The organism is Thalassospira sp. HJ, from assembly GCF_000948415.1.
Taxonomy (GTDB): Bacteria; Pseudomonadota; Alphaproteobacteria; order Rhodospirillales; family Thalassospiraceae; genus Thalassospira.
In genome coordinates, this window is record NZ_JYII01000012.1 from 218,654 (window position 1) to 237,212 (window position 18,559).

At 55.9% G+C, this 18,559-nt stretch carries 22 protein-coding genes; 17 read left to right on the forward strand and 5 right to left on the reverse strand.

Translation table 11 applies throughout. The annotated features are described in order from the left end of the window. The first annotated feature begins 6 nt into the window (after positions 1-6). The 9 genes from rpmD (at position 7) to UF64_RS09930 (ending at position 7,128) form a co-directional block, all read left to right on the forward strand. The gene (gene rpmD, locus UF64_RS09890) at positions 7-201 is read left to right on the forward strand and encodes a 50S ribosomal protein L30 (RefSeq protein ID WP_007091489.1); all 195 of its coding nucleotides are present in this window, start codon (positions 7-9) and stop codon (positions 199-201) included. A 29-nt stretch (positions 202-230) separates the two neighbouring features. Continuing rightward, positions 231-716: a 50S ribosomal protein L15 gene (gene rplO / locus UF64_RS09895; RefSeq protein ID WP_044828429.1), complete on the forward strand. Its 486-nt coding sequence runs from the start codon at positions 231-233 to the stop codon at positions 714-716. Positions 717-796: 80 nt separating this feature from the next. Beyond that, positions 797-2,143 carry a preprotein translocase subunit SecY gene (secY, locus tag UF64_RS09900; RefSeq protein WP_044828430.1) on the forward strand — a complete coding sequence of 449 codons (1,347 nt, stop codon included), beginning with the start codon at positions 797-799 and terminating at the stop codon, positions 2,141-2,143. Between the two features lie 30 nt (positions 2,144-2,173). Next, on the forward strand, positions 2,174-2,818 hold the full coding sequence (locus UF64_RS09905) for an adenylate kinase (RefSeq protein ID WP_044828431.1): 645 nt from the start codon (positions 2,174-2,176) through the stop codon (positions 2,816-2,818). A gap of 119 nt (positions 2,819-2,937) precedes the next feature. After that, positions 2,938-3,306 carry a 30S ribosomal protein S13 gene (gene rpsM, locus UF64_RS09910; RefSeq protein WP_008892195.1) on the forward strand — a complete coding sequence of 123 codons (369 nt, stop codon included), beginning with the start codon at positions 2,938-2,940 and terminating at the stop codon, positions 3,304-3,306. 15 nt (positions 3,307-3,321) lie between these two features. Then, positions 3,322-3,714 carry a 30S ribosomal protein S11 gene (gene rpsK, locus UF64_RS09915; protein WP_044828432.1) on the forward strand — a complete coding sequence of 131 codons (393 nt, stop codon included), beginning with the start codon at positions 3,322-3,324 and terminating at the stop codon, positions 3,712-3,714. A 122-nt stretch (positions 3,715-3,836) separates the two neighbouring features. Continuing rightward, the gene (locus tag UF64_RS09920) at positions 3,837-4,853 is read left to right on the forward strand and encodes a DNA-directed RNA polymerase subunit alpha (protein WP_008892197.1); all 1,017 of its coding nucleotides are present in this window, start codon (positions 3,837-3,839) and stop codon (positions 4,851-4,853) included. A gap of 197 nt (positions 4,854-5,050) precedes the next feature. Then, positions 5,051-5,482 carry a 50S ribosomal protein L17 gene (gene rplQ, locus UF64_RS09925; RefSeq protein ID WP_082049661.1) on the forward strand — a complete coding sequence of 144 codons (432 nt, stop codon included), beginning with the start codon at positions 5,051-5,053 and terminating at the stop codon, positions 5,480-5,482. A gap of 188 nt (positions 5,483-5,670) precedes the next feature. Next, positions 5,671-7,128, forward strand: a complete 1,458-nt coding sequence (locus tag UF64_RS09930) for a DegQ family serine endoprotease (protein ID WP_082049663.1) — start codon at positions 5,671-5,673, stop codon at positions 7,126-7,128. 67 nt (positions 7,129-7,195) lie between these two features. On the opposite strand, the gene UF64_RS09935 is transcribed toward UF64_RS09930, so the two are convergent. Then, complete coding sequence (locus UF64_RS09935; protein WP_044828435.1) at positions 7,196-8,410, reverse strand: MFS transporter; 1,215 nt, start codon at positions 8,408-8,410, stop codon at positions 7,196-7,198. Between the two features lie 207 nt (positions 8,411-8,617). Here UF64_RS09935 and UF64_RS09940 point away from each other — a divergent pair, with 207 nt between their 5' ends. From UF64_RS09940 to UF64_RS09960, 5 genes are all read left to right on the forward strand, one after another. Beyond that, the gene (locus tag UF64_RS09940) at positions 8,618-9,931 is read left to right on the forward strand and encodes a replication-associated recombination protein A (RefSeq protein WP_044828436.1); all 1,314 of its coding nucleotides are present in this window, start codon (positions 8,618-8,620) and stop codon (positions 9,929-9,931) included. A gap of 118 nt (positions 9,932-10,049) precedes the next feature. Then, the gene (locus UF64_RS09945) at positions 10,050-10,655 is read left to right on the forward strand and encodes an FMN-dependent NADH-azoreductase (protein ID WP_044828437.1); all 606 of its coding nucleotides are present in this window, start codon (positions 10,050-10,052) and stop codon (positions 10,653-10,655) included. Positions 10,656-10,893: 238 nt separating this feature from the next. After that, positions 10,894-11,421, forward strand: a complete 528-nt coding sequence (locus UF64_RS09950) for a DUF1499 domain-containing protein (RefSeq protein WP_044828438.1) — start codon at positions 10,894-10,896, stop codon at positions 11,419-11,421. 178 nt (positions 11,422-11,599) lie between these two features. Further along, positions 11,600-11,992 carry a fluoride efflux transporter CrcB gene (gene crcB / locus UF64_RS09955; RefSeq protein WP_044828439.1) on the forward strand — a complete coding sequence of 131 codons (393 nt, stop codon included), beginning with the start codon at positions 11,600-11,602 and terminating at the stop codon, positions 11,990-11,992. Continuing rightward, positions 11,989-13,092: an RluA family pseudouridine synthase gene (locus UF64_RS09960; protein ID WP_044828440.1), complete on the forward strand. Its 1,104-nt coding sequence runs from the start codon at positions 11,989-11,991 to the stop codon at positions 13,090-13,092. Before crcB ends, UF64_RS09960 begins: the two co-directional genes overlap by 4 nt. A 93-nt stretch (positions 13,093-13,185) precedes the next feature. On the opposite strand, the gene UF64_RS09965 is transcribed toward UF64_RS09960, so the two are convergent. Further along, on the reverse strand, positions 13,186-13,446 hold the full coding sequence (locus UF64_RS09965) for a hypothetical protein (RefSeq protein WP_044828441.1): 261 nt from the start codon (positions 13,444-13,446) through the stop codon (positions 13,186-13,188). A gap of 495 nt (positions 13,447-13,941) precedes the next feature. Here UF64_RS09965 and UF64_RS09970 point away from each other — a divergent pair, with 495 nt between their 5' ends. Both UF64_RS09970 and UF64_RS09975 read left to right on the forward strand, forming a co-directional pair. Further along, the gene (locus UF64_RS09970) at positions 13,942-14,640 is read left to right on the forward strand and encodes an HAD-IA family hydrolase (protein ID WP_082049665.1); all 699 of its coding nucleotides are present in this window, start codon (positions 13,942-13,944) and stop codon (positions 14,638-14,640) included. Beyond that, positions 14,627-15,100 (forward strand): SRPBCC domain-containing protein, encoded by a 474-nt coding sequence (locus tag UF64_RS09975; protein ID WP_052657552.1) that lies wholly within the window; start codon positions 14,627-14,629, stop codon positions 15,098-15,100. The genes UF64_RS09970 and UF64_RS09975 overlap by 14 nt, the downstream gene beginning before the upstream one ends. On the opposite strand, the gene UF64_RS09980 is transcribed toward UF64_RS09975, so the two are convergent. Next, positions 15,101-15,715 (reverse strand): HAD family hydrolase, encoded by a 615-nt coding sequence (locus tag UF64_RS09980; RefSeq protein ID WP_082049667.1) that lies wholly within the window; start codon positions 15,713-15,715, stop codon positions 15,101-15,103. Positions 15,716-16,000: 285 nt separating this feature from the next. Between UF64_RS09980 and UF64_RS09985 the strand changes: the two genes are divergently transcribed. Then, positions 16,001-16,825, forward strand: a complete 825-nt coding sequence (locus UF64_RS09985; protein ID WP_044828443.1) for a dienelactone hydrolase family protein — start codon at positions 16,001-16,003, stop codon at positions 16,823-16,825. An 89-nt stretch (positions 16,826-16,914) separates the two neighbouring features. Here UF64_RS09985 and UF64_RS09990 read toward each other — a convergent pair whose 3' ends face one another. Both UF64_RS09990 and UF64_RS09995 read right to left on the reverse strand, forming a co-directional pair. Then, complete coding sequence (locus UF64_RS09990) at positions 16,915-17,685, reverse strand: ABC transporter permease (protein WP_044828444.1); 771 nt, start codon at positions 17,683-17,685, stop codon at positions 16,915-16,917. A 17-nt stretch (positions 17,686-17,702) separates the two neighbouring features. Beyond that, positions 17,703-18,488, reverse strand: a complete 786-nt coding sequence (locus UF64_RS09995; RefSeq protein WP_044828445.1) for an ABC transporter ATP-binding protein — start codon at positions 18,486-18,488, stop codon at positions 17,703-17,705. Positions 18,489-18,559 lie beyond the last annotated feature (71 nt).

The following is an 18,559-nucleotide window of genomic DNA, read 5'->3' on the forward strand; positions in this document are numbered from 1 at the left end:
TTCGATATGGCTGCTAAGAAAAAAGCGACCGTACGCGTTACCCAGACGGGTTCGCCGATCGGACGTCCGGCTGATCAGCGCCAGACCCTTGTTGGTCTTGGTCTGAACAAACTGCACCGGACTCGTGAGCTGGAAGATACTCCGGCTGTTCGCGGTATGATCGCAAAGGTCAAACATCTCGTCCGTGTGGACGAGGCTTGATTGACCCCAGATCGAAAAGGTGTTGAACGATGAAACTCAACGAACTTGCCGATAACCCGGGTGCCCGCAAGGCGCGCACCCGCGTCGGTCGCGGCATCGGTTCGGGCAAAGGCAAAACTTCTGGCGCAGGTCAGAAGGGTCAGAAGTCCCGTTCAGGTGTAGCCATCAATGGCTTCGAAGGCGGGCAGATGCCGGTCTATCGCCGTCTTCCGAAACGCGGCTTCAAAAACCCGTTCAAGAAACAGTTCGGCGTTGTGAACCTTGGTACCCTTCAGACCGCCGTTGATAACGGTGTTCTTGAAGAAGGTGCAAATGTCACCGTCGCAGTTCTTGCGGAAAAAGGTCTGGCTCGTCCGCAGAAAGACGGTCTGCGTCTTCTTGCTAAAGGCGAACTGAAAGCGAAACTGAACATCGAAATTACCGGTGCTTCCAAAGCAGCTGTTGAAGCTGTCGAGAAAGCTGGCGGTTCGGTCAAGGTTCTTGCTCCGGTCGCTGCTGCAGAATCCGCAGAATAAGCCTAGATTGACTTCGAGAGGGTCCGGTTCCAGCACACGGGACCGGACCCTCCAGTTTATGTGTATTGGGAGATGAGTGCATGGCATCGGCCGCCGAGCAGCTTGCCGCGAACCTGAATTGGTCCGCTTTTTCAAAGTCGACCGAGCTTAAAAAGCGTATCTGGTTCACTTTGGGCGCGCTTATTGTTTACCGTTTGGGGACCTATATTCCGGTTCCTGGTGTCGACCCGTCCATTCTTGCTGACATTTTCCGTCAGAATGCGGGTGGCGTTCTGGGCATGTTTGACATGTTCGCCGGTGGTGCGCTGGGTCGTATGACGATCTTCGCGCTCAATATCATGCCGTACATCTCGGCCTCGATTATTATCCAGCTTATGACGACCGTTTCGCCAACGCTTGAGCAGCTCAAGAAAGAAGGCGAGCAGGGTCGTAAAAAGATTAATCAATATACCCGCTATCTGACGGTGCTGATTGCGACCGTACAGGCGTGGGGCATTGCCGTTGGTCTTGAAAGCATGACCGGTTCAACCGGTGCTGCGGTTCCGGATCCGGGCATGTTCTTCCGCATCACGGCTGTGATCACCCTTGTTGGCGGTACCATGTTCCTGATGTGGCTTGGTGAACAGATCACCCAGCGCGGCATTGGTAACGGTATTTCGCTGATCATCTTCGCCGGTATTGTTGCCGGTCTGCCAAGCGCGATTGCAGGTACCCTTGAACTGGGTCGTACCGGTGCGATTTCTGCCCTGGTTATCGTTGCAATCATCGTTCTGGCGATCGCTGTTATTGCCTTCATCGTCTTTGTTGAACGTGCACAGCGCCGTGTTCTGATCCAGTACCCGAAACGCCAGGTCGGCATGAAGGTCATGGAAGGTCAGAGCTCGCACCTGCCGCTCAAGATCAACACTGCCGGTGTTATTCCGCCGATCTTCGCAAGCTCGCTGCTGCTCATGCCGCTGTCGGTTGCCCAGTTCACTGCTGGTGGTAATGCACCGGAATGGCTGACGACTGCGACCGCACTGCTTGGCCGTGGCCAGCCGCTTTACATTGCGCTTTACATCGGCCTGATTGTCTTCTTTGCCTTCTTCTACACTGCGGTTGTTTTCAACCCGGAAGATACGGCAGACAACCTGAAAAAACATGGTGGCTTTATTCCGGGCATACGTCCGGGTAAAAATACAGCCAACTATCTGGATTTCATTCTGACCCGTCTGACGGTTATCGGCGCAGCTTATCTCGCATTCGTCTGTATCCTGCCGGAACTGCTGATCGCGGAATGGTCTGTTCCCTTCTACTTTGGTGGGACTAGCCTCCTGATCGTTGTCACGGTAACCATGGATACCGTTGCGCAGATTCAGTCTCATATGCTGGCTCATCAGTATGAAGGCCTGATCAAGAAATCCAAACTGCGTGGTCGCCGCCGTTAAAGAGCGACCACCGCATTCAGGGGGAAGACGATGAACATTATCCTTCTTGGCCCTCCCGGCGCAGGGAAAGGTACCCAGGCCAAGCGTCTTGAAACGGGACGCGGCATGATCCAGCTCTCGACGGGCGACATGCTCCGTGCAGCGGTTGCTGCCGGAACCGAACTGGGGCAGAAGGCAAAGGAAGTCATGGATGCGGGCCAGCTCGTATCCGACGATCTGATGATCGGTCTGATTTCTGAAAGACTTGACCAGGATGATACCAAGGGTGGTTTCATTCTGGACGGGTTCCCGCGCACGACCGCCCAGGCAGAAGCGCTGGACGACATGCTGGAATCCAAGGGACTGGCACTTGATTACGTGATTGAACTGCGTGTTGATGATGCAGCGTTGGTGGCCCGTGTTGTCGGTCGCTATACCTGTGCGAAATGCGGGCAGGGCTACCATGACGAGTTCCAGAAACCCGCCAAGGAAGGTGTCTGTGACGTTTGTGGCAGCACCGAATTTAAACGCCGTGCGGACGACACCGCCGAGACGGTCACCTCGCGACTGGAAGCTTATCACAAGCAGACAGCACCGATCATTCCTTACTATGAAAAGGTCGGTAAGCTGAAAACAGTTGACGGGATGGCTGAAATCGACGAAGTTACGCGCGAGATTGAAGCCATCCTGGGGTAATTTCCCGGGCAGGGCGTTTTTTTGCTGGCGGGTTGGCAGTAATGCTGGCCCGCTTTTGCAGCGTCCTACCCTACCGGATCTGCCCCTGGGTTTGTTAACAGGAAACAGGAGTTCACATAGTGGCTCGTATTGCTGGCGTAAACATCCCGACCGCGAAGCGCGTCGTGATTGCGCTTACCTACATCACCGGTATTGGCCCGGCTAAAGCCAAAGAAATTTGCGCAAAGGTCGGAATCGAATCCGCAACCCGCGTTCATCAGCTTTCTGATGACCAGGTTCTGAAGGTTCGTGAAGTTATCGACGCTGATTACACCGTCGAAGGCGACCTCCGTCGTGAAACCGCAATGAACATTAAACGTCTGATGGACCTGGGTAGCTATCGCGGCCTGCGTCATCGTCGCGGTCTCCCGGTACGCGGTCAGCGTACCCACACCAACGCTCGCACCCGTAAGGGCCCGGCTAAGCCGATTGCTGGCAAGAAGAAGTAAGGTAGGGGAACGACAATGGCGAAAGCTCCTCAGACTCGCGTGCGTCGCCGCGAGCGCAAGAACATTACGAACGGTATCGCGCACGTAAACGCGACCTTCAACAACACCATGATCACCATCACCGACGTTCAGGGTAACACCATTTCCTGGTCGACCGCTGGTGGTATGGGTTTCCGCGGTTCGCGTAAATCGACTCCGTATGCTGCACAGATGGCTGCCGAAGATGCAGGTAAAAAAGCTGCTGAACACGGCATGAAAACCCTCGAAGTACAGGTTAAAGGCCCGGGTTCGGGACGTGAATCTGCACTGCGTGCGCTTCAGGCTGTCGGTTTCACCATTACGTCGATCAAAGACGTAACGCCGATTCCGCACAACGGTTGCCGTCCGCGTAAACGTCGTCGCGTCTAATCGCGTCGATCCTTGCGGACGACCCCGCGTTTGGGCCCGGGATGACCGGGCCTCTTCGCGTTTCTCGTGGGGGCGATGTGTTGCCCTCATTTCCATAGGCTCCAGTTGCGAAGGTGGGTCTCGTGATTCAAAAGAACTGGCAGGAACTGATTAAGCCGACGAAGCTTGATGTTACTCCGGGTACTGATGCCAGCCGTATTGGTACGATCGTGGCAGAACCGCTGGAGCGCGGTTTTGGTCAGACCCTGGGTAACGCGCTGCGTCGCATTCTGCTGTCGTCGCTCCAGGGTTCGGCAGTTACTGCGATCCAGATCGACGGTGTATTGCACGAATTTTCGTCGATCCCGGGTGTGCGTGAAGATGTCACCGACATCATCCTGAACATCAAGACCATGGGCGTGCGTATGCATGCTGAAGGTCCGAAGAAAATGGCTCTGAAGGCGACCGGCCCTGGTGCCGTCACCGCAGGTCAGATCGAAACCGGTGCGGATATCGAAATCCTCAACCCGGATCTCGAGCTTTGCCATCTTGATGATGGTGCTACGCTCAACATCGAATTCACCGTTGATAACGGTAAAGGCTATGTTGCAGCCAGCTCGCACAGCTCGTCGGATGCGCCGATCGGTCTTATTCCGATCGATGCGATCTTCAGCCCGATCCGTAAAGTGGCCTACAAGGTGGAAAACACCCGTGTTGGTCAGGATACCGACTTTGACAAGTTGTCGCTGACCGTTGAAACCAACGGTGCGCTGACCCCGGAAGATTCGGTTGCACTTGCTGCCCGTATCCTCCAGGACCAGCTGTCGCTGTTCGTCAACTTCGAAGAGCCGGAAGCGGTTGTCGAAGAGAAGAAAGAAGACGAACTTCCGTTCAACCGTAACCTTCTTCGTAAGGTTGACGAGCTTGAACTGTCGGTCCGTTCGGCAAACTGCCTGAAGAACGACAACATCATCTATATCGGTGATCTTGTTCAGAAAACCGAAGCAGAAATGCTCCGTACGCCGAACTTCGGCCGTAAGTCGCTGAACGAAATCAAGGATGTTCTGGCTCAGATGGGTCTGCATCTCGGTATGGAAGTCGGCGGTTGGCCGCCGGAAAACATCGAAGAACTTGCTCGCAAGTTCGAAGATCCGTTCTAAGAACGGGTCTTCGGCCTTCGGGCCGAGATCGGAACATTTATGTTCCAAACCGGAGAACCCAGTTGTTTGGGCATCCGGCGGGCTCGTTGCCCACACCGCACGTGCATGACCTGACCTTTCGATTAAAGTGATCAGGGTGGCGGCGCGGTTTTACAATCGGTTTCGTGAGCGAAGCCAGGCTATTAAGGAGAGTTACCATGCGTCACGGTATGCAAGGCCGTAAGCTTAATCGTACTTCGTCCCATCGTAAGGCGATGTTTGCCAACATGGCAGTTTCGCTGCTCACCCACGAGCAGATCAAAACCACTCTTCCGAAGGCCAAGGATCTTCGCCCGTATGTCGAAAAACTGATTACGCTGGGCAAGCGGGGCGACCTGCATGCACGCCGTCAGGCCATTTCGATCCTGCGTGACGACAAAGTCGTAGCCAAGCTGTTCGGCGAAATCGCTGACCGCTACAAAGAGCGTGCCGGTGGTTACACCCGCGTTCTCAAGGCTGGCTTCCGTTACGGCGATGCGGCTCCGGTTGCTGTGATCGAACTTGTTGATCGCAACGTCGAAGCAAAAGGCGCGGAAGACCGTGCTCGCCTCGAAGCAGAGGGCGAAGGCGAAGAAGCTGTTGCTGAATAAGCAACGTTTCGGCCTTTAAGAAACAGAAACGGGCGATGCCATCTGGTGTCGCCCGTTTTCTTTTGGCTAAATTTCAAAAAGTTCATATTTCCGCCAAGGTTGCGCGGCAGTCCTAATTTTCCTAATTGATGTTCTGCCATTGCCGGTTCCCGCACCGGTCGCTGCAACCCGAAAAGAGAGAGTCTGACGTGCAGGCAAAATGGATTACGAAAACTGTCGCCTTTGCCGTAATCGCAATGGCGGCTGTGTCCGGCCCAGCCAATCTGGCCCATGCCCAAAGCGATGAAGCCACCCTGGATCGGCGACTGCCGTCGAGCCAGACGGAAATCAAGATGTCGCTTTCGCCATTGGTCAAGCAAACAGCACCCGCGGTCGTCAACATCTACACCAAGAAGGTGGTCGAGCAACGCCAGCGCACGCCGTTCTTCAACGATCCGTTCTTCAAGCAGTTCTTTGGCGATCGTTTCGGCGGGGCCTTTGGCGCGCCGCGTCAGCGGGTTGAACGTTCGCTGGGGTCCGGCGTCATTGTCTCGGGCGATGGCACGATTGTGACCAACCACCACGTCATTGATGGGGCAAGCGAGATCCGCGTCGTCTTGCATGACAACCGTGAATTCGATGCCGATCTGGTCGGCTCGGACGAACGCACCGATCTTGCGGTTCTGAAACTGCGCGCTGTGGATCAGGAACTGCCTGCGATCCCGTTCGGCGACTCTGATGCGGTTGAGGTCGGTGACCTTGTCCTTGCCATCGGTAACCCGTTCGGCGTCGGACAGACCGTGACCAGCGGCATTGTCTCCGCCCTTGCGCGTGCTGGCGTCACCGGGCAGGACTATCAATCTTTCATTCAGACCGATGCGGCGATTAACCCGGGTAACTCCGGCGGCGCATTGGTTGATATCGATGGCAACCTGATTGGCGTGAACTCGGCGATCTTCACCAAGTCCGGTGGCTCCAACGGCATCGGTTTTGCTGTTCCGGCCAATATGGTCAAGGTGGTGATGCGCGGTCTGATCAGTGGTGATCTGCGTCGTCCGTGGCTCGGTGCTGCCGGGCAGGCGGTCACAGCCGATCTGGCATCCTCGCTTGAGTTGGATCGTCCGCATGGTGTTCTGATCAACAAGGTCCGCGACGGCAGCCCGGCCGCACGTGGTGGCCTGCAATCAGGTGACGTGGTCGTTGCCGTCAATGGTCTTGCGGTCGATAACCCGAACGAACTTAAATTCCGCATCGCGACGCTTGAGCTGAATGGCAAGGCAAACCTGTCGGTTCTGCGCCGTGGGGCAGAAACCGTCCTTTCCATGCCGCTTGAGGTCGCCCCGGAACAGCCGGCACGCGATGAAAGCATCATTGATGGTCGCAACCCGTTCAGCGGGACCAAGATCGCCAATATGAACCCGGCACTCGCAGATGAACTGGGCATCGATACGCTCAGCGAAGGTGTGATGATCTTGGCCGTCGCCCGCGACAGCCTTGCACGCCGCACCCGCCTTCAGGCCGGCGACTATATTGTCGAGGTCAATGGCGAGCCGATTACCTCGGTGGCACGCTTCAAGGAAGTCATTCGTGCCGGTGAAAGCAGCCGCGACTGGAAGATCGCCGTTAAACGCGATGGCAAGGTCCTGACGGGTGACTTCACCCTTTAGGCATCAATGATGTCCGATTAAACGAAAAGGCGCGCGCCATCCGGTAGCGCGTCTTTTTCTTTGTCTGTCAGGCGGTGTCATTTGTCCCGTATGGCCGATGACGGAGCATCATCAGGGCGACAAAGGTGACAAGCCCCAGCCCGATTGTCAGCAAGATCGCATATTGCCCGTAATCATCAATCAGAAGCCCGAAGACAAACGGGGCAGCCGCCTGTGCAAAGCGCGATGGCGCCATGATATAGCCTTGCCGTGCGCCATACCCGGCCGGGCCAAAGGTCGCCAGTGGCAATGTCCCCTTGGCAATTGTCAGGATGCCGTTGCCGATCCCGTGCAGGCTGGTAAACAGCATTCCGACAGGTCCGCCAAAGATCAAAAGCAACACTGCCCCCACCGGATGGGTCAGGGCCGAAAGCCGCGATGAAATCAGCGGATGCATCTTTTTAAGCAACCCGAACTCGGCCAGACGTCCCGCAACCTGTGCCGGACCAACCAGTGACGCTGCTATCAGCGCACCGGCCGCATCCATGCCCGATATCTGAAGCAAGCGGGGCAAATGTGCCGCCATGGCGGTTGCGGTAAACCAGCTTGCCGCAAACACGATGGCCAGCAAGACCATCGGCATGTTGAAGATATCCTGATGGGAAAGTTTGGTCGGGGCAGGGGAGGTCTTGGGTGTTTCATCCTCTGCCGTCGTTTTATCGGCGGATCGGGTGCGCGGGATCAAAAACAGATTAAGCGGCAAGCCCAGCACGATATGCATCACCGCCCAGAAATAGCACGCCGTGCGCCAGTCAAATTCGGCCTCTAACCCGGCGGTAATCGGCCAGCAGATCGTGCTGGCAAATCCGGCAATCAGGGTGATACCGGTAATCGGTCCGCGCGCATCATGGCCGTAAATCCAGCTGAGTGTGGCAAAGGCCGATTCATAAAGCCCCATCGACATGCCAACCCCGATCACACACCAGGCCACACACATCATGGTCAGGCTGTCAGCGGTGCCGAGCAGGGCAAGACCGGCTGCAAAGATCAGGCTGGATACCGCCAGCACAGTGCGCCCGCCAAACTGATCAATCCGCGCTCCGGCCTTGGGGCCGAGCAGGGCGGCAAAAATCAGTGCGAGTGAAAAGGCCCCGAATGCCCAACCAGGTGGAATGCCAAGCTCGATCGCCATCGGCACTGCCAGAATGGCTGGCAGGTAAAGCGTGGTTCCGAATGCAAGGGTCTGACCCGTGCCCAATCCGATCACGATCGGCAATTTGGCCGGTGTGCCGGGTGATGTCATGTCATCCTCCGGCAGTGAAGGCAGATCAGGCAGGCAGGAACGGGCGTCACAAACGGGTTCTTTTTGTTGTTTGATCGGGATAAGCCTGAAAGCTATGCCGTGCGTTTCAGGGCGTCAATCAACGATGTTTCGTCTGTCATGAATGTCATCTGCGTGTTACGTTTCGCGAACGTCGCCCCAACCCGTTCAACATCACGATGTCGCTCCATGGTTTCCCTGTTTGAAAGTCAGGTCACGCGCCCTTTGGCCGACAGATTGCGCCCCGCCAAACTCGATGAGGTTGTCGGGCAAAACCATCTGTTTGGCGATGATGGCCCGATCACCCGCATGATCAAGACGGGTCGGGTGCCCTCGGTTGTGCTTTGGGGCCCGCCGGGCTGTGGCAAGACGACACTGGCCCGTCTGATGGCCGATGTCGCCGATATGGCGTTTGAGCCACTTTCGGCGATCTTTTCCGGGGTGGCGGACCTGCGCAAGGTGTTTGAACGTGCGCGTGCGCGTCGCTCGACCGGTGGGGCGACGCTTCTGTTCATTGATGAGATCCACCGGTTTAACAAAGCACAGCAGGACAGCTTCCTGCCCTATGTCGAAGACGGCACTATCACCTTGATCGGGGCCACCACCGAAAACCCGTCTTTTGAACTGAATGCCGCACTGCTGTCGCGGTGTCAGGTGCTGGTGCTCAAGCGTCTTGATGATCAGGGCCTTGAAGAACTTCTGGTGCGCGCGGAAAAGGAAATGGGCTTTGATCTGCCCGTCACGCCAGAGGCACGCGAAACCCTGCGCGCCATGGCCGATGGGGATGGGCGCTATTGCATGAACTTGGCCGAGGAACTCTTTTCCCTGCCCCCCAGTGATGATGATGGCCCGCTCGGTGTCGCCGAACTTGCCCGCACCGTGCAAAAGCGTATGCCGATCTATGACAAGGGCGATGACAGCCACTACAACCTGATCAGCGCGCTGCATAAATCCATTCGCGGCTCCGACCCGGATGCGGCCCTTTATTGGTTTAACCGGATGCTGGCCGGGGGCGAGGATCCAAAATTCGTCGCCCGGCGTCTGACCCGCATGGCAGTCGAGGATATCGGTCTTGCCGATCCGCAGGCTCAGCAATTTTGCATCGGGGCATGGGAATCCTATGAACGGCTCGGTAGTCCCGAAGGTGAACTGGCTTTGGCACAGGCGGTGATTTATCTCGCACTTGCGCCAAAATCCAATGCCGGCTACGCGGCCTATAAAAAGTCGCTCAAGATCGCGCGCGATACCGGGTCGCTGATGCCGCCCGCCCATATCCTCAATGCGCCGACCAAGCTGATGAAGGATATCGGCTATGGTACGGGATATGCCTATGACCATGATCAGGAAGATGGTTTTTCCGGGCAGAACTACTTCCCCGAAGGCATGCGCCGTCAGAACTTCTATGAACCGGTCGAACGCGGGTTTGAGCGCGATCTTAAAAAACGCGTCGAATATTTCGACCGTCTTCGCGCCGAGCGCCAAAAGAAACGCGACAATAACTAACCATCGGTTATTTAGGTGCCGAATTGGAAACAATCTGGTGAAGAGTCTCTGGCTAAACAGATCAGTTTGACCAGCGTAAGTTGGGGTTAACAAACAAACCCGGACTCGGAGACTGAAAATGACCAAAATTCTTCATGTGAGCGCATCTGTGAATGGTGAGAACTCGAACTCCCGCCAGATTGCTCTTAAACTGATCGACCGTATCAAGGCTTCGGACCCGTCAGTGACTGTTGCCGAACGCAACACCAATGACGCTGTTGTCTCTGCCTTGACCGGTGAAACCGTCGGTGCCTATTACACCCCGGCAGAAGACCGCTCTGACGCCCAGAAAGAAGTCATCGCCGCATCTGACAAAATGGTTGCCGAGCTTCTTGATGCCGACGTGCTCGTAATTGGCGCGCCGATGTATAACTTCTCTGTTCCCTCAACCCTTAAAGCTTGGGTGGATCTGATTGCCCGTGTTGGTGTAACCTTCAATTACACTGAAAATGGCCCGGTTGGTCTGGTCGAAGGCAAGAAAGCCTATATCGTTGCTGCAACTGGCGGTGTTCCGGTCAACAGCCCGGCAGACTTCGCGACCCCGTACCTGAAACAGGTTCTCGGCTTTATCGGCATTACCGATGTTGAAGTCGTCGAAGCTTCCGGCTTTGGTGTCAACGCCGAAGAAGCCATGGCACGCGCCCTTGCCAATGTTGATGCTGCGAAACTTCCGGCTGCCGCCTAAGGTTTCCAGCACCAAGGAACAAGATACGATCTGCCGATCAGCGAATTTCCGTACTTCCCCCCCTTGGTTCGCTGATTAACGGGTTTGTATCCTAAAATGCCCGACTGGTAATCCGGTCGGGCATTTTGATTCTGCCCTGTTTGGTCTATGGTGTCTCAGACACACGGTTAGACACATGGGCAGACACCTCGTCTGACCGGTGCAGGCAAGGCAGGTGGTATCATTGAAACGGCTGGCGATGTTTGCAATCTGGGGACTGCTGGTACTGGCAGGGATATTTGTAACGGTCCGTTTTACCGGACTGATTGATCATATGCTGCCCGCCGGTGATCCGCCCAATGTCACCTTCGGGCGTGATGCCGATCTTCCCAATACACGCAATTTCTTCCTCGCCTGTCCGGCCGACCGGTTGCCGCAAACCGATCGCGCCATGCAAAGCCCAAGCTTCAATGCATCGGTCGCGGCCCTGACCGAAGTGCTGATCGAAACCGCACCTGATCATGGCATGAAGCTGATGACGGACGTTGCGGGTGGTGAAGCCGGTCGGCTTTATTTCCTTGCCCGCACGCCTGTGTTCCGCTTCCCCGACTGGGTCGAGATCGAGTTGATCTTGCCTGAAACCGGCACTGGTGCGGATGCCGGCAACAACGTGTCATTCTGTCTGTTCGCCAAATCGGTCTATGGTGTCGACGATGTTGGGCAAAATGAAAAACGCACGCGTGCCTGGCTGGCCGATGTCGTGACCCGCATGGGCCAAGGATCATAAGCGGTCGTAAGCGGTCCTGGATCGGCGCCAAGAACATTGATCATCCGTGCTCCTTGGTGTTTGATACCAACGGGTTATTCCGGCGGGCAGGGCCAATGATATCGGTCATCGTTATTGCCATGGCCCCATGCCGTATTCACACGTGACATTTCAGGACTGAGGGAATAGGTTCCGCGCCATGCAATTTTCACCGTTGTTAATCGCATCCATTGCCTTGGGCGGTGCCATTGGTGCCGTTGCGCGTCACAGTGTGTCCGTCATGATGGGCTCGGTGATGGGCACTGGATTTCCCTGGGGAACTTTGACGGTCAATGTCGTCGGATCGTTCCTGATGGGGGTGCTGATCGAAGTTTCCGCCCTGAAACTCTCCATGGGCCTGGAAACGCGCGCACTCCTCGTGACCGGTTTTCTGGGGGCGTTTACGACTTTTTCGACGTTCTCGCTGGATGTTGCGACCTTGTATGAACGGGGCAATATGGGGCTGGCGGCCCTGTATGTCATTGTTTCCGTGACGGTCGGCATTTCGGCATTGTTTGGCGCAATCGCGCTGGTAAGGGGTGTTCTGCAATGAGTGGTGTCACTCTGCGCAAGGTCAAGGCAGACGAAGCCGACATTCGGCTCGATCGCTGGTTCAAGCGCAACTGTCCCGAATTCACATTTGGTCAGGTCCAGAAATTCCTGCGCGGCGGTCAGATCCGCGTCGATGGCAAACGTGCCAAGGCCAACCAGCGTGTTGAACCGGGTCAGGAAATCCGCGTGCCGCCCGCACCGGTCATGTCCGGTGGCGGCACCGGCCCTTGGGCCGAAGATGGTTCTGGCTATAACCCGGCCGAAGTTCAGCAACGCAAACAGGCTGGCCCCGCCAAGTCCGATGCGTCCGAGGCAGAGCTGCAAGCCCTTCGTGATTCCGTCATTTTCTATGACGAGCTGGTCCTTGCCATCAACAAGCCCGCCGGTCTTGCCGTGCAGGGCGGAACGAACACCAATGTCCATGTCGATGGCATGCTTGATGCGCTCAAGCTTGATAGCAAGGAACGCCCGAAACTGGTTCACCGTCTCGATAAGGATACCAGTGGTGTTCTGTTGCTGGCTCGTTCGGCATCGGCGGCCCATGCCCTGACCAAGGCGTTCAAGGATAAATCGACCCGCAAGCTTTATTGGGCGATTGTCACCGGCGCGCCGGCTGAGCGCGAAGGCATGATTGACGCACCGCTTGCCAAAATTGCAGGCAAGGGTGGGGAGAAAATGGTGATCGACGAGAAGCTCGGAAAATCGGCACAGTCCGTCTTCCGCCAGCTCCATCGCGCCGGGCGCAAGGCCGCATGGCTTGCCCTGTCCCCACTAACCGGCCGTACCCACCAGTTGCGTGTTCATTGCGAGGCGATTGAATGCCCGATCCTCGGCGACGGTAAATATGGCGGGTCAAAGGCCTTTATCGATGGTCTGTCCAACCAGATGCATCTGCATGCGCGTGCAATTGATTTCCCGCACCCGGTCACTGGCCAGCGTGTCGTGATCGAGGCCCCGGTGCCAGAACATTTCGCCGAAACGCTCAAAAAGCTTAATTTCGATCCGAAAACGCCGACGAAATTCCTGACCCCGGAAATTCACCGCGAAAAGGAAGAAAAGCCCATGCCAAAGGCAAAGCCGTCGCGTTCGCGCAAGAAGTAAGCCGCTCGGACAGAACATCAAATACCGAAAAGCCGACGCACTGCGTCGGCTTTTTCGTCCTCCTGATCAAACGGCGTTGAAACAGAACTGGGGTTATCGGTTGTCGAAACGCTTGATGAAGGTGTCATAGACCCGGTTCAACTGTTCGGCGTGAACCTTGTTGCCCATGCGCTCACACATTTCGGCCTGGCCCTTGATCATCACGGCAAGCTGTTTGCGGCCGTGTTTTGTGTGCACCATGCACTCACCCTCCTCAAGGGCGGTGACGAGTGGAATATGCTCACATTCAGCAATAGCAAGCACTTCCTCCTCGGTGAGGTCGCTGAAGTCGATGCAGTCGCGAAGTGTAAGCATGATCTGCCTCCTGTCGCAGAGAGCCTGTCATTAGCAGCCAGTGCTCTGTGGGCCAGAATTCAATTATAGCGCGCATGCCGATGCATAAAAAGTAATACAAAATTCACTTGTAGTTTCGGGCGCTTCCCGCAAAGCACAAAAATCGTCCTCCATTTCAACCCGGGGAGACTCGATCTTTGATCTGCTTTCGATTAGTCTCCGCTTTTCCAAGGTCAGGAGTTACTAATTTGGTTTGAATGGTCGCTCAGATTTGTGCGGATACGCGAAGCGAAACCGCAGGAAGATATACATCTTTCAAGGTTTTGCGACAAAGTAGGCCGTGCAAATCTGAGCGATCCGGAGGACAGCGTTTACCTTTGCAAACTCCGGCGTCAAAGCCCTTGCGCGGGATACCAACCCGCTCTGCGGGCTTTTTCTAGGATTTCACAAAGATAAACGCTGCCATTCTAATCAAATTAGTAACTCCTGACCTTCAATTAAGATGAAAGACCCCACATGACCAATGATCCGCTGAGACTTGTGATTTTTGACTGCGACGGCACGCTTGTTGATAGCCAGCACGCCATCGCACATTGCATGGATCATGCCTTCGCGCAGCACGGGCTGGACTGCCCGGGGCTGGAAAACACGCGTACCATCATTGGTCTGAGCCTGCCCGAAGCCATCACCAAACTGGCAAGTCCGGCACGGGTCGATGATGACATCATTGAAGCCGTCACTGCTGCTTATAAAACCGCCTTCGTCACCCTGCGCCAGACGCCTGATTTCCATGAGCCGCTATTTCCGGGCGTGCGCGAGGTGCTGGCCGAACTCGACAGCCGCCAATGGCTAAGCGGTGTCGCGACCGGCAAGGCGCGCCGGGGTCTTGATGCGGTTCTGGCCCGTAATGAGCTGGAAGGACGGTTTGTCACCCTTCAGACCTGCGATAATCATCCGTCAAAACCCAATCCCGCCATGCTGGTTGCAGCCCTTGAGGAAACCGGGGTCGATGCGCCCAATGCGGTGATTGTTGGCGATACCAGCTATGATATCGAAATGGGCCGGGCGGCCGGCATGATCGCCATCGGGGTTGATTGGGGCTATCATGATGTCGATACGCTGCATAAATCCGGTGCGCATGCCGTCATCAGCCATTTTGATGAACTTGCCGCTGCCCTTGATGAAATTTGGGACATTAACTGTGACGCCGCTTAAAAACCCCGATCTCGCCCCGATCCGCTTTGAGCTGACCCTGGCCGTTGATCCCGAAGACGCCTTTGAGGCCTTCACATCGGGCTTTGGCGACTGGTGGCCGATCGAGACCCATTCGATCTCAAAAAAAGACTGCAAAACGGTCGAATTCAACCCGGGTGTCGGCGGCGAAATCATCGAGCGCGCCAAGGGCAAGGACGATATCCCCTGGGGCCGTGTCAGAAGCTGGCAGCCGGGTGAACATCTGTCCTTTACCTGGCATCCGGGCTGGAATGCAGGTGACTTCACCCTGGTCGAGGTATCCTTTGATCTGAACGACTTTGGCCGTTGCGTGATCCGCCTTGAGCACAAGGCGTGGGAAAATGTCGGCGATATCGCACCGGCCCTGCGTGAAGGCTACCTCAAGGGCTGGGAATTTGCCTTTGGCGAATGCTTTGGCAATTACCTGCGTCAAAAACGCTAATCAGAACAGCCGGTATTCGATCAGTTCACGCTGCAATTTGACCGGGTCGCGGAACCAATGGGTGATAAAGCCCAGTTCGCGCGCCTGCTGAATATTGCGATCGCTATCATCGATAAACAGGGTTTCGCGCGGATTAAGGTCAAACCGCGAAATCGCCAGATCAAAAATCCTGGAATCAGGCTTGGCGAGCTTTTCCTGTCCCGATACCAGAATGCCTTCAAAGTGATCAAGAAAGCCAAAGCGCTCCAGCGCATGCGGCCATGTTTCCGCCGACCAGTTGGTCAGGGCAAACAGGCGGACTTTTTCACGCTTTTTCAGATCTTCAAGAACCGCAACCGTGCGCTCAATCGCCCCGCCTAGCATTTCCGGCCAGCGTTCCTGCCATGCGGCAATCTGGTCATTATAATGCGGATAGCGATGCTGAAGGTCGGGGATGGAATTGGCAAAGCTCAGCATCCCCTGATCATGCAGATGGTTCCAATGCGGATGGCAGACTTCAGTCAGAAACCGCTCCATCTCGGCATGATCCTTGAAGATCTTGCGATACAGATAACGCGGGTTCCAATCAACAAGCACACCCCCAAGATCAAACAGAACCGTTTCGATATCGCGCATGTTGTCTCCGTTTTCCTTGGTGGCGGGGTATCGGGCTTTATCCCGTGGGGCTCCCTTAAATCAGGTGGTCGCCCTGCGCGCAAGCAGCAGTTGCGTGACAGAACAATGCTATGATCCTTGTCACAACAGGCACCGTAAAGAGACCTGAACAAAGTGCAGGCGCGGGCGTTCGGTGTAAGATGGCAGTCCAGATGACGGTAATGTCATTTGCCAACACCACCTTCGCTCGCAAATGATGTTGATACGGGACAAACCCGAATTCAGGAATAAAGAGGAGGCTTGAACATGTGTACGCTAGATGGATGTGGCTCCCACGAACATCTCGGCCCGCCGCCCAAGGCGACCGACGAACAACGCAGACTGTTTCTAAAGGGCGCTGCTGCCCTGCCTTTGGCCGTTATTCTTGCCGACCCGATGCTGGCCCATGCTGCCGGTCACGGGCTTGATAAAGTAACCATCACCACGCCCGAAGGCGATGAAATGGTTGCTGAAATTGCCATGCCGCACACGCTTCCGGCACCGACTGTCATTCTGATCCATGAATGGTGGGGCCTTAATGACCATATCCGTGCGGTTGCGGCTGAATATGCCAAGCAGGGCTATATCGCCTTGGCTGTTGATCTTTACGGCGAACCGCCGGCAACCACCCCGGACGGGGCGCGTGCGCTGATGTCGTCGATGGATCCGGTAGTGGCAACCCGCAAACTGCAGTCCTCGGTCGAGTTCCTTCGAAATCACAAGGATTCAACCGGCAAGGTCGGCTCGGTCGGCTGGTGCTTTGGCGGTGGCTGGTCGCTCAATACAGCACTCGCAACCGATGTCGATGCAGCTGTAATCTATTACGGCAATGTCAAAAAGACGCCGGAACAGGTCGCAACGCTCAATGCGCCGATCATGGGCCATTTCGGTACCCTTGATAAAAGCATCAACAAGGAAATGGTCGACGGGTTCGAACAATCGCTCCGCGTTGCAGGCAAAACCGATTACGAGTTTTTCTGGTATGAGGCCGACCACGCCTTTGCCAACCCGACCGGTGGCCGCTATGACAGCGAAGACGCCATGCTGTCCTGGGATCGCACCATGGCCTTCTTTAACGAACATCTCAGCTGATCATCGCCACGAACAAATAGTGTGACGAAAAAAGGCCGGGGTTTTCCCCGGCCTTTTTATTTGTCTGATGATTGGGTGCGGGCCGCGGATCAGTTGGTCTGGTTGCCGCGGTTGGCCCAGCGGGTAGACCGGCGTTCAATCACGTTAAAGATCTCATACATCGCAATCCCCATCACCGCGATCACCAGAAGACCGGCAAAGACCAGCGGCATGTTGAATTTCGATGAGGCTGAGAGCATCAGATAGCCGACACCCACGTTCGACGCCACGGTTTCGGAAATCACCGACCCGACAAAGGCCAGCGTGATCGCGACCTTAAGCGATGCAAAGAAATACGGCATCGCACGCGGGAATCCGACCTTGATCAGGATGTCACGCCGCGTCGCCCCAAGGGATCGCAAAACATCGCGCAATTCCGGCTCAAGCGTCGCAAGGCCGGTCGCAACGTTGACCACAATCGGGAAGAACGAAATCAGGAAGGCGGTGATGATCGCCGGTACCGTGCCGATGCCAAACCACATGACCAGAACCGGGACAAGGGCGACTTTCGGGACAGAGTTAAACCCGACCAGAAGCGGGTTGGCCGCGTCATAGATCGCCCGGCTTGATCCGACCAGCGCACCCAGCACCACGCCAAACACAACCGCAATGGCAAAGCCCGCAAGTGTGGTATAAAGCGTGTGATAGGCATGCATCCAGATCGCTTCATGGAACTGCCAGCCGACAATGATGCTCTCGGACGGGGTCGGCAGGACATAGGGCGGAATATTGAAAATCCGCACAATCAGTTCCCAGAGAACGAAAAGCCCGATGGCGCTAAGCCATGGTGTTGCTTTGGTAAGGTTCAATTTCTTTTTCATGATGACTGCCAGCCCCCTCAAGATTCTCGCACGTCACGAATGTGACCGCGCAATTCGTGGACAAGATCGGTGAAAGGCTGGGTAAAGGTGGTTTCCTGATCCCGCGGACGGGGCAGGGTGTTTTCACGCTCCACAAGGATTTTACCCGGGCGTTTGGACATCACATAGATGGTGTCGGCAAGATAGGCCGCCTCACGCAAATCATGGGTGACCAGAATGACGGTGAACGGCTTGATCATCCAAAGGTTCTGCAAGATGTCCCAAAGCTCTTCACGGGTAAACGCATCAAGGGCGCCGAACGGCTCATCAAGCATCAGAAGATCCGGCTCATGGATCAGCGACCGGCACAATGATGCGCGCTGCTGCATGCCGCCCGAAAGCTCCCAGGGGTATTTGTTTTCATGGCCTTCAAGGCCGACGGTCGCCAGAAGCTTGCGCGCGCGTTCTTCGTATTCCGCGCGATGCTTGCGCAGGCGGTGGCGGTGCGGCTTGACGATTTCCATCGGCAGCAGGACGTTATCAAGGGTCGTGCGCCACGGCAGAAGGGTCGGGTTCTGGAACGCCATCCCGACAATCTTGAGCGGGCCGGAAACTTCCTTGCCATCAACAATGACATTGCCTTCCGATGGCGGCATCAGGCCGGAAACCAGTTTCAGCAAGGATGACTTGCCGCAACCTGACGGACCTACAACGGCGATAAACTCACCCTTGTCGATCTTCATGTTGGTGGTTTCAAGCGCCAGTTCATCGCCTTCGCTATAGCGAAGTTTGACGTCGTTGAGTTCGACGAAGCTTTTGGACACTGCAGTTATTCCCCCTGCTTGGCCTGGGTCCTGACCCTTGGTCGCGACCCTGTCTCTTTATTCTTTAATAG

What these genes read in the sequence shown, in the direction of transcription:
- rpmD (WP_007091489.1), top strand. Translation starts at nt 7, where the DNA reads ATGGCTGCTAAGAAAAAAGCGACCGTACGCGTTACCCAGACGGGTTCG.
- rplO (WP_044828429.1), top strand. Translation starts at nt 231, where the DNA reads ATGAAACTCAACGAACTTGCCGATAACCCGGGTGCCCGCAAGGCGCGC.
- secY (WP_044828430.1), top strand. Translation starts at nt 797, where the DNA reads ATGGCATCGGCCGCCGAGCAGCTTGCCGCGAACCTGAATTGGTCCGCT.
- UF64_RS09905 (WP_044828431.1), top strand. Translation starts at nt 2,174, where the DNA reads ATGAACATTATCCTTCTTGGCCCTCCCGGCGCAGGGAAAGGTACCCAG.
- rpsK (WP_044828432.1), top strand. Translation starts at nt 3,322, where the DNA reads ATGGCGAAAGCTCCTCAGACTCGCGTGCGTCGCCGCGAGCGCAAGAAC.
- rplQ (WP_082049661.1), top strand. Translation starts at nt 5,051, where the DNA reads ATGCGTCACGGTATGCAAGGCCGTAAGCTTAATCGTACTTCGTCCCAT.
- UF64_RS09935 (WP_044828435.1), bottom strand. Translation starts at nt 8,410, where the DNA reads ATGACATCACCCGGCACACCGGCCAAATTGCCGATCGTGATCGGATTG.
- UF64_RS09940 (WP_044828436.1), top strand. Translation starts at nt 8,618, where the DNA reads ATGGTTTCCCTGTTTGAAAGTCAGGTCACGCGCCCTTTGGCCGACAGA.
- UF64_RS09945 (WP_044828437.1), top strand. Translation starts at nt 10,050, where the DNA reads ATGACCAAAATTCTTCATGTGAGCGCATCTGTGAATGGTGAGAACTCG.
- UF64_RS09950 (WP_044828438.1), top strand. Translation starts at nt 10,894, where the DNA reads ATGTTTGCAATCTGGGGACTGCTGGTACTGGCAGGGATATTTGTAACG.
- crcB (WP_044828439.1), top strand. Translation starts at nt 11,600, where the DNA reads ATGCAATTTTCACCGTTGTTAATCGCATCCATTGCCTTGGGCGGTGCC.
- UF64_RS09960 (WP_044828440.1), top strand. Translation starts at nt 11,989, where the DNA reads ATGAGTGGTGTCACTCTGCGCAAGGTCAAGGCAGACGAAGCCGACATT.
- UF64_RS09965 (WP_044828441.1), bottom strand. Translation starts at nt 13,446, where the DNA reads ATGCTTACACTTCGCGACTGCATCGACTTCAGCGACCTCACCGAGGAG.
- UF64_RS09970 (WP_082049665.1), top strand. Translation starts at nt 13,942, where the DNA reads ATGACCAATGATCCGCTGAGACTTGTGATTTTTGACTGCGACGGCACG.
- UF64_RS09980 (WP_082049667.1), bottom strand. Translation starts at nt 15,715, where the DNA reads ATGCGCGATATCGAAACGGTTCTGTTTGATCTTGGGGGTGTGCTTGTT.
- UF64_RS09985 (WP_044828443.1), top strand. Translation starts at nt 16,001, where the DNA reads ATGTGTACGCTAGATGGATGTGGCTCCCACGAACATCTCGGCCCGCCG.
- UF64_RS09990 (WP_044828444.1), bottom strand. Translation starts at nt 17,685, where the DNA reads ATGAAAAAGAAATTGAACCTTACCAAAGCAACACCATGGCTTAGCGCC.